The organism is Nonomuraea phyllanthi, assembly GCF_006334985.2.
Taxonomy (GTDB): Bacteria; Actinomycetota; Actinomycetes; order Streptosporangiales; family Streptosporangiaceae; genus Nonomuraea; species Nonomuraea phyllanthi.
Genome location: NZ_VDLX02000017.1, coordinates 167819 through 182188, shown reverse-complemented (window position 1 = coordinate 182188; position 14370 = coordinate 167819). Strand labels below are relative to the sequence as shown.

The 14370-nt window shown below is 70.6% G+C and carries 15 protein-coding genes; 9 read left to right on the top strand and 6 right to left on the bottom strand.

Annotation, left to right across the window (positions count from 1 at the left end; all coding sequences use genetic code 11):
• Window positions 1-37: 37 nt before the first annotated feature.
• Both FH608_RS37185 and FH608_RS37180 read right to left on the bottom strand, forming a co-directional pair.
• Window positions 38-634, bottom strand: coding sequence for an HAD family hydrolase (locus FH608_RS37185; protein WP_139635067.1), 597 nt, complete (start codon window positions 632-634; stop codon window positions 38-40).
• A complete protein-coding gene (locus FH608_RS37180; protein ID WP_139635066.1) occupies window positions 631-1476 on the bottom strand; it encodes a hypothetical protein in 846 nt (281 codons plus the stop codon). The genes FH608_RS37185 and FH608_RS37180 overlap by 4 nt, the downstream gene beginning before the upstream one ends.
• A gap of 149 nt (window positions 1477-1625) precedes the next feature.
• Between FH608_RS37180 and arfB the strand changes: the two genes are divergently transcribed.
• Window positions 1626-2033: an alternative ribosome rescue aminoacyl-tRNA hydrolase ArfB gene (gene arfB / locus FH608_RS37175; RefSeq protein ID WP_139635065.1), complete on the top strand. Its 408-nt coding sequence runs from the start codon at window positions 1626-1628 to the stop codon at window positions 2031-2033.
• Here arfB and FH608_RS37170 read toward each other — a convergent pair.
• Entirely contained in the window at window positions 2030-2482 is a 453-nt protein-coding gene (locus tag FH608_RS37170) for an NUDIX domain-containing protein (protein ID WP_139635064.1), read from the bottom strand. The genes arfB and FH608_RS37170 overlap by 4 nt on opposite strands.
• A gap of 77 nt (window positions 2483-2559) precedes the next feature.
• On the opposite strand from FH608_RS37170, the gene FH608_RS37165 reads away from it, so the two are divergent.
• The 3 genes from FH608_RS37165 (at window position 2560) to FH608_RS37155 (ending at window position 6215) form a co-directional block, all read left to right on the top strand.
• On the top strand, window positions 2560-3483 hold the full coding sequence (locus tag FH608_RS37165) for an acyl-ACP desaturase (RefSeq protein WP_139635063.1): 924 nt from the start codon (window positions 2560-2562) through the stop codon (window positions 3481-3483).
• A gap of 79 nt (window positions 3484-3562) precedes the next feature.
• Window positions 3563-5569: an ABC1 kinase family protein gene (locus FH608_RS37160; protein WP_139635062.1), complete on the top strand. Its 2007-nt coding sequence runs from the start codon at window positions 3563-3565 to the stop codon at window positions 5567-5569.
• 112 nt (window positions 5570-5681) lie between these two features.
• On the top strand, window positions 5682-6215 hold the full coding sequence (locus FH608_RS37155; protein ID WP_193318837.1) for an NADPH-dependent FMN reductase: 534 nt from the start codon (window positions 5682-5684) through the stop codon (window positions 6213-6215).
• A gap of 3 nt (window positions 6216-6218) precedes the next feature.
• Here FH608_RS37155 and FH608_RS37150 read toward each other — a convergent pair whose 3' ends face one another.
• The 3 genes from FH608_RS37150 to FH608_RS37140 form a co-directional block, all read right to left on the bottom strand.
• Window positions 6219-6626: a HalX domain-containing protein gene (locus tag FH608_RS37150; protein ID WP_139635060.1), complete on the bottom strand. Its 408-nt coding sequence runs from the start codon at window positions 6624-6626 to the stop codon at window positions 6219-6221.
• Window positions 6627-6797: 171 nt separating this feature from the next.
• Window positions 6798-7421, bottom strand: a complete 624-nt coding sequence (locus FH608_RS37145) for a hypothetical protein (RefSeq protein WP_226900237.1) — start codon at window positions 7419-7421, stop codon at window positions 6798-6800.
• A gap of 42 nt (window positions 7422-7463) precedes the next feature.
• A complete protein-coding gene (locus tag FH608_RS37140) occupies window positions 7464-8204 on the bottom strand; it encodes an HAD-IIA family hydrolase (RefSeq protein ID WP_226900240.1) in 741 nt (246 codons plus the stop codon).
• Between the two features lie 100 nt (window positions 8205-8304).
• Between FH608_RS37140 and FH608_RS37135 the strand changes: the two genes are divergently transcribed.
• The 5 genes from FH608_RS37135 to FH608_RS37115 all read left to right on the top strand — a co-directional run bounded on the left by FH608_RS37135 (window position 8305) and on the right by FH608_RS37115 (window position 14366).
• On the top strand, window positions 8305-9492 hold the full coding sequence (locus tag FH608_RS37135) for a M20 metallopeptidase family protein (protein WP_139635057.1): 1188 nt from the start codon (window positions 8305-8307) through the stop codon (window positions 9490-9492).
• Between the two features lie 2 nt (window positions 9493-9494).
• Complete coding sequence (locus tag FH608_RS37130) at window positions 9495-10460, top strand: zinc-dependent alcohol dehydrogenase family protein (protein ID WP_139635056.1); 966 nt, start codon at window positions 9495-9497, stop codon at window positions 10458-10460.
• 167 nt (window positions 10461-10627) lie between these two features.
• The gene (locus tag FH608_RS37125) at window positions 10628-12448 is read left to right on the top strand and encodes an ABC transporter substrate-binding protein (RefSeq protein ID WP_139635055.1); all 1821 of its coding nucleotides are present in this window, start codon (window positions 10628-10630) and stop codon (window positions 12446-12448) included.
• Between the two features lie 11 nt (window positions 12449-12459).
• Window positions 12460-13470, top strand: a complete 1011-nt coding sequence (locus FH608_RS37120) for an ABC transporter permease (protein ID WP_139635054.1) — start codon at window positions 12460-12462, stop codon at window positions 13468-13470.
• A complete protein-coding gene (locus FH608_RS37115) occupies window positions 13467-14366 on the top strand; it encodes an ABC transporter permease (protein ID WP_139635053.1) in 900 nt (299 codons plus the stop codon). The genes FH608_RS37120 and FH608_RS37115 overlap by 4 nt, the downstream gene beginning before the upstream one ends.
• Window positions 14367-14370: the final 4 nt, after the last annotated feature.

Here is a 14370-nt window from a genome sequence, read left to right as displayed (position 1 = left end):
CAGGGATGAACAGCGTCGGTCCTCATGCCGAGCGGTCTCAGCGGGCGCTGAGTTCCGCGGTCAGCCCGGAGCGGAGGGCGGCGGCGTCCGTGAAGCGCAGACCCCTCAGGCCCGCCCGCTCGGCGCCCTCGATGTTGTCCGCGCGGTCGTCGATGAAGAGGATCTCGGACGGGTCGGCGCCCAGCGCGCGGACGAGCTCGTCGTAGATCTCCCGATCGGGTTTGACCAGGCCCATCCTGCCGCTGTAGAAGCGGTGGCCGATCGCCGCGATCCAGGGCAGCTCGTCCAGGCCGTCGCCGACGCAGACCGGCGCGTTCGACAGCAGCGCCACGTCGCGCCCGGCCTCGATCAGCTCCTCCAGCAGGGCGACCGTGCCCGCGTTCGGGTAGGCCCAGCTCGCGACGTCCATGGCGACCAGGCGGGCGACCTCGGAGTGGGAGACGGGCCGGCCCAGCACCGCCGACCAGTAGGCGGGCGGGCTCAGGCTCGCCCGGTCGAACTCGAGCCGGTGCTCCCAGTAGTTCCGCTTGAAGTCGCCGGGATCCGCGCCCACCGCCGCGGCCATGGCCTCGGCGTCGGACTCGGGCTGGGGCAGGGACAGGACACCGCCGTAGTCGAAAACAATCCACGTCATGCCAGGAATGGTCGCAGATACGGGTCCAGCGCCGGGCAGCCGAGATACTTCTCCGCGGTGTGGAAGTCGATCCAGTCGAGGTTGACGAGCTCCTCGGCGTCGATGCCGGTGAAGCTGACGGCCAGGTTGGGCGGGATGGCGGCGATGTCGTCCTTGTCGGCGATGTTCACCCAGCGCCCGACGCCCTTGGGGCGCTCGCCGCGGCCGTTGATGGGCGCGGGCAGGAGGCGCTCGAAGACGACGTTGCGCATGCCGAGCGGGCTGCCGAGGGTGACGAGGAGCTCGATCCGCAGGTCGGGGTTGGCCCAGAGCGTCTCGTACGTGACGACGCTGCCGAGGGAGTGGGCGATGACGACCTTGGGGCGGTTCTTCCTGATCACGTCGGCGACGGCGTGGCGGCACTGCTCGCGCCTGGCCTCGTCGGTGAGGTACGCCGCCACCTCCGGCGCGAACAGCTTGGCGAACGCCGCCGACCTGCCGTCCAGCCGGTCGAGCAGCCAGCCGGTGAACGACTTGAGCGCCCCCGTGACGTGCTCCCCCACGCCCAGGTTCCTCGCCCAGCCGGCGAGCACCTGCTGGGCGGGGCTCTCCATGGCCGCGAGCGACCTCGGGGGCTGGTCGCCGTGCTCCCCGCCGTGCTTCCCGCCGTGCGCCGTGTCGTGCAGGTGGTGGGAGTAGTAGGCGATCTCGCTGAAGTATGCCCGCGCGTCGCCGCCGAGCGCCGCGTGCAGGTAGCGGTCCCACTTGAGGCGCATGGCCTCGGCCGCCCCGGGCGCGGACCGCCCGGCGTCGAGGTAGTAGTTGTACTTGCCGATCCCGTGCACGCCGACGATCGTGGCCACAGCGCCTCCCCACCCGTGATCTTCAGGCGCATGGTGGCACACGTCCCTTGCGGTCCGCCATCGGCGGTGAGTGGAAAATGCCCTTGCGGGTGGCATGGATCGCTCGGATACGGTGACATCCGTTCAGAGCAGGAGTGAGGAGCCCGCGCATGTCCGGCCCGCTGGTCGTCAACGACTCGGTCGTCATCCCCGACGCCGAGCTGGTGTGGCGCTTCTCACGCTCGTCGGGCCCCGGCGGCCAGGGCGTCAACACGACCGACAGCCGCGTGGAGCTGGTCTTCGACGTGGCGGCCACCACGGCGCTGCCGCCCGCGCTGAAGGCCAGGGCGCTGGAGCGGCTGGGCACCGGCACGATCACGGTCGCCGCCTCCGAATACCGCTCCCAGCTGCGCAACAGGCAGGCCGCGGCGCACCGGCTGGCGCAGCGCCTGCGCGAGGCCATCGCGCCGCCGCCCAAGCGCCGCCGCCCGACCAAGCCGAGCCGGGGCTCCGTGGAGCGCCGCATCGCCGCGAAGAAGCAGCGCTCCGACCTCAAGCGCCTGCGCCGCGAGCCCTAGCGGGAGCGCTGGGCGATGAGCCGGGGGAGGTCGGCGATGGCGGTCGACAGGTAGTCGGCCACCGCCTCGGGGACGACGTGGCGTGAGGTGATCTCCGACCGCTGCAGCCGCAGCCGCTCCACCTCGTAGATCCCCCGCGACGGGTCCTCGAACTCCGGCCCGTGCCGCAGCCCCGGATCCATGGACACCAGGCGGCAGCCGTAAACGTGCTGCGTCTTGACCGCGCCTTTCCACGGGTAGGACACCGTGGTGAGGGGCGTCACCGACGACACCGTCGCGCCGAGCTCCTCGAGCAGTTCCCGGTGCAGGGTGTGCTCCAGCGTGTCGTCGCCGGGCTCGACATGCCCGCCGGGAACGGACCAGTAGATGTCGCGCCCCGGCACCGTACGCCGGAAGAGCACCAGCCGCTCGTCATGGTCGAGCAGGACACCGCGGACACTGGGTCGCATACGGCCACCCTATTTGACCGGTATGTCCTTCGGGTAGCCTAACCTACGGTACCGTAACCTGAAGGAGAAGATCTTTTATGGCGATGACTCAGACGGAGCTGCTGCACGAGCTGGAGCCCGTCGTGGCCGTGGAGCTCGAGCGCCATCACAAGATGGCCAAGGAGTGGTTCCCGCACGAGTACATCCCGTGGAGCGAGGGCCGCGACTTCGACGGCATCTACGGGGGCGAGGCGTGGCAGGAAGGCGACTCGAAGATCCCCGAGGCGGCCCGGGTGTCGCTGATCGTCAACCTCCTCACCGAGGACAACCTCCCCAGCTACCACCACGAGATCGCCAGCACCTTCGGCCGCGACGGCGCCTGGGGCACCTGGGTGCACCGGTGGACGGCCGAGGAGGACCGCCACGGCACCGCCATCCGCGACTACCTCACCGTCACCCGCGCCGTCGACCCCGTGGCGCTCGAGCGCGCCCGCCAGCACCACATGGAGAGCGGCTTCACCTCCGAGTACGGCACCATGCTCCAGCAGCTCGCGTACGTCTCCTTCCAGGAGCTGGCCACCCGCATCGCGCACCGCAACACCGGCAAGGCCTCCGGCGACGAGGGCTGCGAGCGGCTGCTGGCCAGGATCGCCGCCGACGAGAACCTGCACATGCTCTTCTACCGCAACCTGCTCAAGGCGGCCTTCGAGCTGGACCCCAACCAGACCATGCGCTCGGTGACGGACGTCGTCACCACCTTCCAGATGCCGGGCACGGGCATCGACGGCTTCGCCCGCAAGGCCATGATCATCGCCAACGAGGGCATCTACGACCTGCGGCTCCACCTCGACGACGTGCTGATGCCGGTGCTGCGCCAGTGGTCGGTGTTCGACAAGACCGGCCTGGACGCCGACGGCGAGAGGGCCCGCGAGGAGCTGGCCGCGTTCCTGGACAAGACCGAGCGGACGGCCGCCCGGTTCGTCGAGCGCCGCGAGGAGCGCCGCGCCCGCGCCGCCCGCTGACCCCTCCTCGCCGGCCCGCTGACCTGCCCGATGACCTGCCCGATGACTGGGGCGGCGTGGCGTGGGAGGATCCTGCCCCATGGATCTCCCCACCCAGCTCGTGCTCGGCGCCTTCACGCTCGTGACCATCATGCTGCTGGCCACGGCGGCGCAGCGCCTGCTGAACGTCCGGTTCGGCAGGCTGCGCACGTTCCTGGCCGCGCTGGTGGCGTACGGGCTGGCGCGGCCGCTGCTGGAGCCGATCATGGGCGCGCTCGGCCCCGTGGACGTGGAGCAGCCGCCCCCCGCGGCGGCCCTCGGGCTGCTGCTGCTCCTCGTCATGTGCGTGGTGCTCATCCCCATGGTGATCCTCGTGCTGGCCGAGGCGCTGGTCCCGCCCGGTTCGGTGCCGGGGCCGCTGGAGCTGGTCAGGTCCGTACGCGGCCGCGTCTCGCGGTCCCGGCGCTACTCGCAGATCACCAGGATCGCGATCAGGCACGGCCTCGGCCCGTACCTGCGCGGCCGGGGCGAGCGCCTGGAGGACCGCACCGGCAAGGTGCGGCTGGCCAGGTCGCTGCGGGAGGCGCTGGACGACGGCGGGGTCACGTTCGTCAAGCTCGGCCAGGTCCTGTCCACCCGGCGTGACCTGCTGCCCGCCGAGTTCGTCGAGGAGCTGGGGCGGCTGCAGGACCAGGTCGCCCCGGCGCCGTGGGAGCGGATCGAGCCGGTGCTCGCGGCCGAGCTGGGCGGCCCGGTGGACGAGGTGTTCGCCGAGTTCTGCAGGACGCCGCTGGCCGCCGCCTCGATCGGCCAGGTCCACGCCGCCCGGCTGCACAGCGGCGAGAGCGTCGTCGTCAAGGTGCGGCGGCCGGGGATCCGCTCGGCCGTCGCCAAGGACCTCGACATCGTCAGGCGGCTGGCGGCCACGCTGGAGTCGCGGACGCGCTGGGGCCGCTCCCTCGGCCTGCGCGATCTGGCCGAGGGCTTCGCGACCGCCATCCGCGAGGAGCTCGACTTCCGCGTGGAGGCGGCCAACATGGCGGCCGTGACGGCCTCGGAGGGCGGCGGCGTCACCTACCCCGCCCCGATCGGCGCCATGTGCACCGAACGGGTCCTCGTCATGCGGCGGCTGAACGGCCGCCCCGTCACCACGGCGAGCCCCGAGCAGGGGCCGCGGCTGGCCCGCGACCTGCTCGACTGCCTGCTCCGGCAGATCCTCGTGGAGGGCGTCTTCCACGCCGACCCGCACCCGGGCAACCTCATGCTGCTCGACGACGGCACGCTGGGGCTGCTCGACTTCGGCTCGGTCGGCCGGCTCGACGGCTCGGTGCGCACGGCGCTGCAACGCTTCCTGCTCGCCATGAACCGGCAGGACCCGCTCGGCGTCACCGACGCGCTGCTGGAGGTGGTGCCCAGGCCGGAGGACATCGACGAGGCGGCGCTGGAGCGGGCGCTCGGCCAGTTCATGGCCAGGCACCTGGCGTCCGGCATGGACAGCGCGCGGATGTTCACCGACCTGTTCAAGATCGTCTCGGCGTACGGGCTGTCGATCCCGCCCGAGGTCGCCGCCGTCTTCCGCGCGCTGGCCACGCTGGAGGGCACGCTCGTACGCCTCTCGCCCGGGTTCGACCTGATCGGCGAGGCGCGCGCGTTCGCGGGCCGCCACCTCGCCGAGCGGATCTCCCCCGAGTCGGTCAAGGAGACCGTCACGCAGGAACTGGCCGCGCTGCTGCCGATGCTGCGCCGCCTGCCGCGCCGCGTCGAGCGCATCGCGAGCGCCGCCGAGCACGGCCGGTTCACCATGAACGTCCGGCTGCTGGCCGACGAGCGCGACCGCCGCTTCCTGACGGGCCTGCTCCACCAGGTGCTGCTGACCGTGCTGGGCGCCACGGCCGGAGTGATGGCGGTCGTGCTGCTCGGCGCGGACGGCGGCCCGCAGGTGCTGCCGGCCACCTCGCTGTTCCAGCTCATCGGCTACAACCTGCTGGTCGTCTCCGCGATCCTGGTGCTGCGCGTGCTGGCCGCGATCTTCCGCCGCCCCCGCTCCTCCGACGACGACGGCAGCGGTGGCGGCGGGGGCGGCGGCGTCAGGAGCGCGGGCGCATAGCGCTCCGAGACCCCGTTCCCCGCGGCGGGCACTCTTGACCAGCAGATGGTCTTGGACATCCGAGGCATCGGGCAGGTTCCCGGTACTATCCGGAACCTCTTGGGAGCAGAGGGTGAAAATCATCGGGATCGCCGCCGGTCTGCACGCGGGTTCGTTCATCAACAGGCTGCTGGGAGCGGCGGGCGGCGAGCTGCCCGATGGCGTCGGTTTCACGGTCTGGCGCGGCCTCGGCGAGATCCCGCCGTACACGCGCGGCCCCGTGCCCGCCCGCGCGCGCGAGCTGGTCGCGCTGACGGCGGCGTCCGACGCGGTGCTCCTGACCGCTCCCGAGCACAGCCTGCTGCCGGACGAGCTGACGTACGCGCTGGACTGGATGTCGGCGATGGACGGCCTGGCGGGCAAGCACGTGGCGGTGATGAGCGCGAGCGCCCGCGCGTGCGGCGCGATGTGGGCGCAGGCGGAGCTCTACAAGCACCTCCAGGCGGCGGGCGCCGTGGTGATGGGGGCCGAGCTGGTGATCTCCCCGGCCTGCCCGCACTTCGACGACGACGGCCACCTCACCGACCCCGCGCTGCGCTCCCAGGTGCGCGCGGTGATCGCCCAGCTCTGCCCCTCCGAGGTGATGGAGCCGGCCCTGTCGCTGTGAGAGTCACAGGTAGTCCTGCTTCAGCAGGCGGTCGATCTTGATGCTCAGGTCGCGCAGCTCCGACTGGACGGACGTGAACTCCTGGGCGATGTCCGACCGGACGGTCGCGAACTCGTCGGCGACCTGCGTGGGCACGGCGTCCTCGGCCGCGAGGCGGGCGTGCACCTCCCGCCGGATGGCCGCGATCTCCACGTCGACGGCCCCGAACTGCTCGTTCGTCTCGATGCGCGCCGCCGCCAGCTCCGCCTTCAGGACGGCGAGCTCGGCCGCCAGGCGCTTGGTCCTGTCGTTGATCTCGTGGAGCAGGTGGTGCTCTCCGCCGGCCGCGGACGCGGGGCCGTCGGGCCGCCCGCTCATCTCCAGGCCGTCGACACGGAGCTTCAAGTCGAGAATCTCCGCTTGTACGTCCACGTCTCTTACCTTTGCCTTTGCTGGGGTGCCTCTGCTGGGGGGCCTCTGCTGGGGGGCCTCTGCTGGAAGCCTCTGCTGGGTGATCAGTCACCACATGGTCGCAGTCGGTGACCGCCCTTGGCCATCGATCGACGAAATCGCCCGCGATTCTTTGCCATGGCCGGGTTGCGCCTAGCGGCGGTCCTCGATCTCCCAAAGATGGTCGATGACGTGCCAGACGGCGCGGCGCAGCGCGTAGCGGGGCGGCCAGCCCGTGGTCTGCGGCGGCTCCCACGGGCGCGACAGCACGGCGGCCAGCTCCGCCCGCATCCTGTCCCGGTCCCCCTCCGCCTTGTACGGCCTGTGGCGCACGTCCACCTTCCTGGCGTAGGCCCGCTCGGCCCCCTCCACGTGGTCGACGATCCGCGACAGGTCGCGGCCCCCGCCCCGCGGCCCCTTGCGCAGGGCCTCGGGCGAGGCGGCGACGGTCTCGTCGAACAGCTCCCACGCCGCCCGCAGCAGCGCCACCCCGCGGGCCGCCTCGGCCGCCTCCACGGGCTCCTGGTCCAGGTCGGGAACGGCGTACGGCGCCCCGAAGTCCGTCATGTCACTGCCGGGCACCCGCGCCACCACCACCGGCTCGGCCGGTTGGAAGGCGAGGCCGGCCCGGTCCGCGACGACCCGGTAGCGGGGCGCGTAGTCCATGAGCAGGTCGAGGGCGGCCTCCTCGCCCTTGGCGACGCGGCACCAGCCGGGCCAGTCGAGCGAGCAGGCGAAGGCCTTCTTCGGGCCGATCTCCAGGTAAACGCGGGTCATGGCGGCCAGCCTGCCACGCGTACCTGTCAGAACCGGTCAGGTTCAGATGAGGTCGACCAGGTCGGCCACCGAGTCGACCACCAGGGAGGGGCGGTAGGGGAAGCGGTCGATCTCGTGGCGCTGGGTGACGCCGGTCAGGACGAGGATCGTGAACAGGCCCGCCTCCATGCCGGAGACGATGTCGGTGTCCATGCGGTCGCCGATCATGGCGGTCGTCTCGCTGTGGCCCTCGATCTCGTTGAGCGCGCTGCGCATCATGCGGGGGTTGGGCTTGCCGACGAAGTAGGGGGCGACGCCGGTGGCCTTGGTGATGAGGGCGGCCACGGCGCCGCAGGCCGGCAGCGAGCCCTCGGTGGAGGGGCCGATCGGGTCGGGGTTGGTGGCGATGAAGCGGGCGCCGGACTCGATGAGGCGGATGGCGCGGGTGATCTGGGTGAAGCTGTAGGTGCGGGTCTCGCCGAGCACGACGTAGTCGGGGTCGAGGTCGGTGAGCACGTAGCCGACCTCGTGCAGCGCCGTGGTCAGGCCGGCCTCGCCGATCACGTACGCCGAGCCGCCCGAGCGCTGGTCGTCGAGGAACTGGGCGGTGGCCTGCGCGGAGGTCCAGATGGACCCGGAGGGCACGTCGAGGCCGGCGCCGGCGAGGCGGACCGACAGGTCGCGCGGGGTGTAGATGGAGTTGTTGGTCAGCACCCGGAACTTCTTGCCGGACTCGCTCAGCCGCTTGATGAATTCGTCCGCACCTGGGACCGGACGTCCCTCGTGCACGAGAACGCCGTCCATGTCGGACAACCAGGAGTCGATCCGCCTACGCTCAGTCACTCGCACATCGTAGCGAGCGCGCCTTGTCGACTTCCCGCCCGATACATGAACAATGTTCTCCATGTCGTTCACCGATGAAGCCCTTGACATGCGGGACGAGCTCGTCCGGCTCAGGCACTCTCTGCACACCACTCCGGAGCTCGGCCTGCACCTCCCGCGCACGCAGGAGAAGGTCCTCGCGGCGCTGGAGGGCCTGCCCCTGGAGGTGAAGACGGGCACCTCGCTCAGCTCCGTCACCGCCGTGCTCAGGGGCGGCAGGCCCGGCCCCGCCGTGCTGCTGCGCGGCGACATGGACGCGCTGCCGGTCGCCGAGAAGAACGACCTGCCGTACGTCTCGCAGGTGCCGGACCGGATGCACGCCTGCGGCCACGACCTGCACACCACGATGCTGGCGGGGGCGGCGCGGCTGCTGAGCGCGCGGCGCGAGGAGCTGGCGGGTGACGTGATCTTCATGTTCCAGCCCGGCGAGGAGGGATACGAGGGCGCCAAGCACATGATCGGCGAGGGCGTGCTGGACGCGGCGGGCGAGCGGCCCGTGGCGGCGTACGGGATGCACGTCGTGTCGTCGATCCTGCCGCCGGGGATGTTCATGTCCCGGCCGGGGCCGATCATGGCGGCGGCGGACACGTTCCTCGTGACGGTGAAGGGGCGCGGCGGGCACGGCTCCACCCCGCACCTGTCGCTGGACCCGATCGCGGCCGCCTGCGAGATGGTGACGGCGTTGCAGACGATGGTGACCAGGGGCTTCAACGCGTTCGACCCCGTGGTGGTGACGGTGGGCAGCTTCCACGGCGGGACGGCCGACAACGTGATCCCCGACGAGGCCCGGTTCGAGGCCACGGTGCGCACCTTCAGCAAGGACAACCGGGTGAAGGTCAAGCGCAGGCTGGTGGAGGTCGTCCAGGGCATCGCGGCGGCCCACGGGCTGGAGGCCGACGCGTCGTTCGGGATGGGCTACCCGGTGACGGTCAACAACGACAGCGAGGCCGACTTCGTGGGCAGGACGGCCGATGAGCTGTTCGGGCCTGGACGCTACTTCGTCTCGCCGCAGCCGATCATGGGCTCGGAGGACTTCTCGTACGTGCTGGAGGAGGTGCCGGGCGCGTTCGTGTTCCTGGGCGCCTGCCCGCCGGACCGGGACCCGGCCACCGCCCCCTACAACCACTCCCCCGAGGCGGCCTTCGACGACTCGGTGCTGCCCGACGGCGCCGCGCTCTACGCCTCGCTCGCGCTCGCCCGGCTGTCGTGACCATGCGGGCGTGGGTCGTGGCCGAGCCGGGGCCGATGGCGTCGGGGCCGCTGGAGCTGGTGGAGCGGGACGTGCCCGTGCCGGGGCCCGGCGAGGTGCTGGTACGGGTCGAGGCGTGCGGCGTGTGCCGTACGGACCTGCACCTGGCGGAGGGCGATCTGCCGCCGCGCCGGCCGCGGACCACGCCCGGCCACCAGGTGGTGGGCCGGGTGGAGGGCACCGGGGAGCGGGTGGGCGTGGCCTGGCTGCGCTCCACCTGCGGCACGTGCCGCTACTGCGTGCGGGGGACGGAGAACCTCTGCCCTTCCTCGACTTACACGGGCTGGGACGCCGACGGCGGGTTCGCCGAGTACGTGGTCGCGCCGCGCGACTACGTCTATCCCCTGCCGGACGGCGTGCCCGCCGAGCGGCTGGCGCCGCTGCTGTGCGCGGGGATCATCGGCTACCGGGCGCTGCTGCGCTGCGACCTGCCGCCGGGCGGCCGGCTGGGCATCTACGGGTTCGGTGCCTCGGCGCACCTGACCGCGCAGGCCGCGATCGCCCAGGGGGCCGTGGTGCACGCGGTGACCCGGTCGGCCGCCTCGCGGGCGCTGGCCTTGGAGCTGGGCGCCGCCTCGGCGGGCGACCGGCCTCCGGAGCCGCTGGACGCGGCGATCCTGTTCGCGCCGGTGGGGACGCTGGTGCCGCCCGCTTTGGAGGCGCTCGACCGAGGAGGTACCTTGGCGGTCGCGGGCATTCATCTGACGGACGTGCCCGTTCTCAACTACGACCGGCATCTCTTCCAGGAGCGCACGCTCCGCAGCGTGACGGCCAACACCAGGGCCGACGGGCGGGCCTATCTGGAGCTGGCGCTGGCGCATCCGCCCCGCGTGACGACGGTCCTCCATCCCTTCGACGAGGCCGCCCGCGCGCTCACCGATCTGGCGAACGACCAGGTCAGCGGGGCTGCCGTCTTGGTAATGAACTGACCGAAAACTTGACGGCGCTTAGCTCCACTCCGCACACTGATGAAGGAAAGTTACATTAGCCTCACAACCTCTGGAGATTATTGACGCGGATCGGGCGCGATCGTAGTGTCCGGTCAAATCCCTACACAGATCTTCGACAGGTCCCCGACATCTCCCCGGAGCGGCAAATGAAACGACTGGCAGCGGTAGTGGCGTTGCTGGGTCTTGCCACCGCGACAGCGGCGTGCAGCGGTGGTTCCACCAACAATTCGAGTGGCTCGGGCGGTGGCGGCGGGCTCTTCACCACGATCGACGTGAACCGGCCCGGCATCGACGCGAGCGGTCCCGCCAACCCGTGGGCCCCGAAGGGCAACTCCTTCCAGGGCTACAACGCCATGAAGCTCGGCTGGGTCAAGAACCACCTGACCGACCCGAACCAGTTCTACCCCGGCATCGCGGCCAGTTGGGACATCGCCCCTGACAACTCGTCGATCACCATCCACCTGCAGCCGAACGGCAAGTGGTCCGACGGCAAGCCGGTGACGGCCGACGACGTCAAGCTCTCGCTGGGCCTGGCCGCCACCACCGGCAGCACCGCGTTCGCGACCACGCCGGGCGCCGCGGGCGTGGCCTCCGAGGTCGAGGTCGTCGACCCCAAGACCGTCAAGGTCACCCAGGACATGGGCAACCCGAGTTCCAAGTTCGCCCGGGGCATCATGGACAGCTGGGTCGTCCCCGCGCACGTCTGGGGCAGCCTGCTGCCCGCCGACTTCTGGGACAAGCTGGAGGCCTCCCGGGGCACCGGCGCCGACGCCGACAAGGCGCGCGAGGACATCCTCGCCATCGGCCAGAAGGTCCTCGCCTTCGCCCCGCCGAAGGACGTCTCGGCCGGCCCCTACACGCTGGAGCGGGTCAACCCCGGCGAGGCGCTGCTGGTCAAGAACAAGAACTTCTACAACGCCTCGAACGTCGCGCCGGCCCAGGTCAAGTTCCTCAACTACAGCGGCAACGAGCAGATCTGGAACTACCTGACCGCCGGCAAGCTCGACCACGCCGGCTTCACCGCCGCCCCGACCGACGTGATGAACCGGATCAAGAACGCCCCCGGCTCCAACATCATCAAGGGCTTCTCGCCCGTGGCCGTCGGCCTGGCGTTCAACCAGTCGAAGAAGCCGTACGACAACGTGCACGTGCGGCGCGGCCTGGCCTACCTGATCGACCGCGAGCAGGTGACCAAGGTGGCCTCCCCCGAGGGCGGCACCGCGGCCGTGACGACCTCCGGCATCCACCAGAAGCCCGCGCAGGAGTGGCTCGGGTCCGAGGTGTCGACCCTGGAGCCGTACAAGCACGACGTGGCCAAGGCCGAGGCCGAGTTCAAGGAGGCCGGCCTGCAGAAGAAGAACGGCAAGTGGACGCTGGCCGACGGCTCGCCGTGGAAGGTCAGCATGCACGTGCCGTCCGGCTTCTCGGACTGGATCTCCGCGCAGGAGAACATCAAGAGCCAGCTCATCGAGAACGGCGTGGACGCCGAGGTCATCACCGTGGCCGACTACCCGATCTACCTCGAGGAGATCGCCGCCGGCAAGTACGACGTCGGCTTCTGGCTGATCGCGCTCGGCCCTGCGCCGTACGACATCTTCCAGCGCCTCTACGGCGCCTCCAACGGCTGGACCAACGTGGCCGGCAAGGTCGCGCACAGTGCGCCCGGCAAGGGCGGCAACTGGATGGGCGGCGCCGAGGAGGTCGACGTCGAGGGCGCCGGCAAGATCAACCCGGGTGAGCTGACCGCCAAGCTGAACGCGGCCACCCCCGAGGAGGCCAAGCCCATCATGCTGGAGCTGGCCAAGGCCGCCAACCAGAACCTGCCGGTCATCCAGCTCTGGGACTACGTGAACACCCAGTTCACCAACACCAGCCGGTTCACCGGCTGGCCCGAGCAGGACAGCGACCTGCTGCGCCTGCCCGCCGGGGTCTGGATCCAGCTGGGCCTCATCAAGGCCAAGCAGTAGAGAAAGAGCCTATGGTAGTCATCGCTCGACGACTCGCGGGCCATCTGGTCCGCGGGATCGTCATGATCCTCGTCGTCGCCACGATCAGCTTCTTCATCGTCAGGAGCATCCCGGGCGACCCGGTCGCCGCGAACGTGCAGAAGCTGATCCAGCAGGGCATGGACCCGCGCTCGGCCGAGCAGGCCACGCGCGTGCTGTACGGCTTCCAGCCCCAGGGCACGCTGTGGCAGCAGTACACCGACTACATGTCGGGCCTCGTCCGCTTCGACCTCGGGCAGTCGGTCACCCACGCGGGAGCGCCGGTCACCCAGGTCCTGGGCGAGGCGGCCAAGTGGACCGTTCTACCGGTGCTGGCCGGGACGCTGCTGAGCTTCCTGATCGGCATCATCATGGGCGTGTACGCGGCCATCAAGCGCTCGGGCAAGCTCGGCGACGTCCTCGCCATCTCGGGGTCGCTGCTGCACGGCGTGCCGCAGTACGTGCTGGGCCTGCTGCTCAGCGCGGTCTTCGCCACGCTGATCCCGATCCTGCCGGCCGACGGACCCGTGGACATCCTGTTCGAGCCCGGTTTCAACGCCGGCTACCTCGGCTCGCTGGCCGAGCACGCGGTGCTGCCGGTGCTGACGTACGCGCTGGCCGCCTACGGCGGGTGGATCCTGGCGATGAAGTCGAGCGTGGTGACCGTGCTCGGCGACGACTTCATCCTCGCGGCGGAGCTGCGCGGGATGAAGCGCTCGATCGTCTTCAGGTACATCGCCCGCAACGCGATCCTGCCGCTGTTCACCATCCTCGCGCTCTCGCTCGGCCTGCTGCTCGGCGGCGCGGTGTTCATCGAGCGCATCTTCAACTACCCGGGGCTCGGCCTGCTGCTCCTCGACAGCATCACCATGCGTGACTACGCGCTGATGGGCGGGGCGTTCCTGATCATCACGGCGTCCATCATCGTGGCGAACATCCTCGCCGACCTGTTCTACTCCGTGATCGACCCGCGGGTCCGCAGCGGGGAGGAGGTGTCGGCATGACCGCGATCCTGGAGACCTCGTCGACCACCGCCACCATGCGCCGCAACTTCTGGTCGGGCGTGTGGCGGGTCATGAAGCGCAAGCCCAGCCGCATGGTGGGCGCCGTGCTCATGCTCGGGTTCGTGTTCATGGGCCTGTTCGGGCCGATGTTCTATCCCGAGCAGCTGGACCGCGATCCCAACGCGATCACCAGGCCGCCGAGCTGGGAGCACTGGCTCGGCACCGACGACCAGGGCAGGGACGTGATCGCCCTGGTCGTCACCGGGTCGCAGTACGTGCTGCTGGCCGCCCTCGTCACCGCCGTCATCACGGTGGTCCTGGGCACCGGCATCGGGCTGTTCTCGGGCTTCAAGCGGGGCCGCTGGGACAACGTCCTCATGCGGTTCACCGACATGAAGCTGACCATCCCCGGCCTGCCGCTGCTGCTGGTCCTGTCCACCGTGTGGAAGTTCAGCAGCGCCGTCCAGATGGGCCTGGTGCTGGGGCTGCTCGGCTGGGGCGGCGTCGCGCGTGCGGTGCGCTCGCAGACGCTGTCGCTGCGCGAGCGGGGCTTCATCGAGGCGGCGCGGGGCCTCGGCCTGTCCACCACGCACATCGTGGGCAAGGAACTGCTGCCGAGCATGGCGCCGTACATCGCGATGAACATGCTCATCGCGGTCACCGGCGGCGTCTACTCGCAGGTCGGCCTGTTCTTCCTCGGCGTGCTGCCGTACGAGTCGAACAACTGGGGCCAGATGCTCAACACCGCCGTGTTCCGTTCGGGGGCGCTCACGGTGCCGAGCGCGCTGGGCTTCCTCATCGGGCCGCTGCTGGCGATCCTGTTGCTGACGCTGGCCATCGTGCTCGTGGTGGACGCCATGGACGAGATCTTCAACCCCCGGCTGCGTGAGGAGTAGGCAC

Bases quoted from the DNA above. Each gene is read 5' to 3' on its own strand.
- FH608_RS37165 (WP_139635063.1), top strand. From the start codon at position 2,560: ATGGCGATGACTCAGACGGAGCTGCTGCACGAGCTGGAGCCCGTCGTG.
- FH608_RS37170 (WP_139635064.1), bottom strand. From the start codon at position 2,482: ATGCGACCCAGTGTCCGCGGTGTCCTGCTCGACCATGACGAGCGGCTG.
- FH608_RS37130 (WP_139635056.1), top strand. From the start codon at position 9,495: ATGCGGGCGTGGGTCGTGGCCGAGCCGGGGCCGATGGCGTCGGGGCCG.
- FH608_RS37160 (WP_139635062.1), top strand. From the start codon at position 3,563: ATGGATCTCCCCACCCAGCTCGTGCTCGGCGCCTTCACGCTCGTGACC.
- FH608_RS37125 (WP_139635055.1), top strand. From the start codon at position 10,628: ATGAAACGACTGGCAGCGGTAGTGGCGTTGCTGGGTCTTGCCACCGCG.
- arfB (WP_139635065.1), top strand. From the start codon at position 1,626: ATGTCCGGCCCGCTGGTCGTCAACGACTCGGTCGTCATCCCCGACGCC.
- FH608_RS37145 (WP_226900237.1), bottom strand. From the start codon at position 7,421: ATGACCCGCGTTTACCTGGAGATCGGCCCGAAGAAGGCCTTCGCCTGC.
- FH608_RS37120 (WP_139635054.1), top strand. From the start codon at position 12,460: ATGGTAGTCATCGCTCGACGACTCGCGGGCCATCTGGTCCGCGGGATC.
- FH608_RS37135 (WP_139635057.1), top strand. From the start codon at position 8,305: ATGTCGTTCACCGATGAAGCCCTTGACATGCGGGACGAGCTCGTCCGG.
- FH608_RS37115 (WP_139635053.1), top strand. From the start codon at position 13,467: ATGACCGCGATCCTGGAGACCTCGTCGACCACCGCCACCATGCGCCGC.
- FH608_RS37185 (WP_139635067.1), bottom strand. From the start codon at position 634: ATGACGTGGATTGTTTTCGACTACGGCGGTGTCCTGTCCCTGCCCCAG.
- FH608_RS37140 (WP_226900240.1), bottom strand. From the start codon at position 8,204: ATGGACGGCGTTCTCGTGCACGAGGGACGTCCGGTCCCAGGTGCGGAC.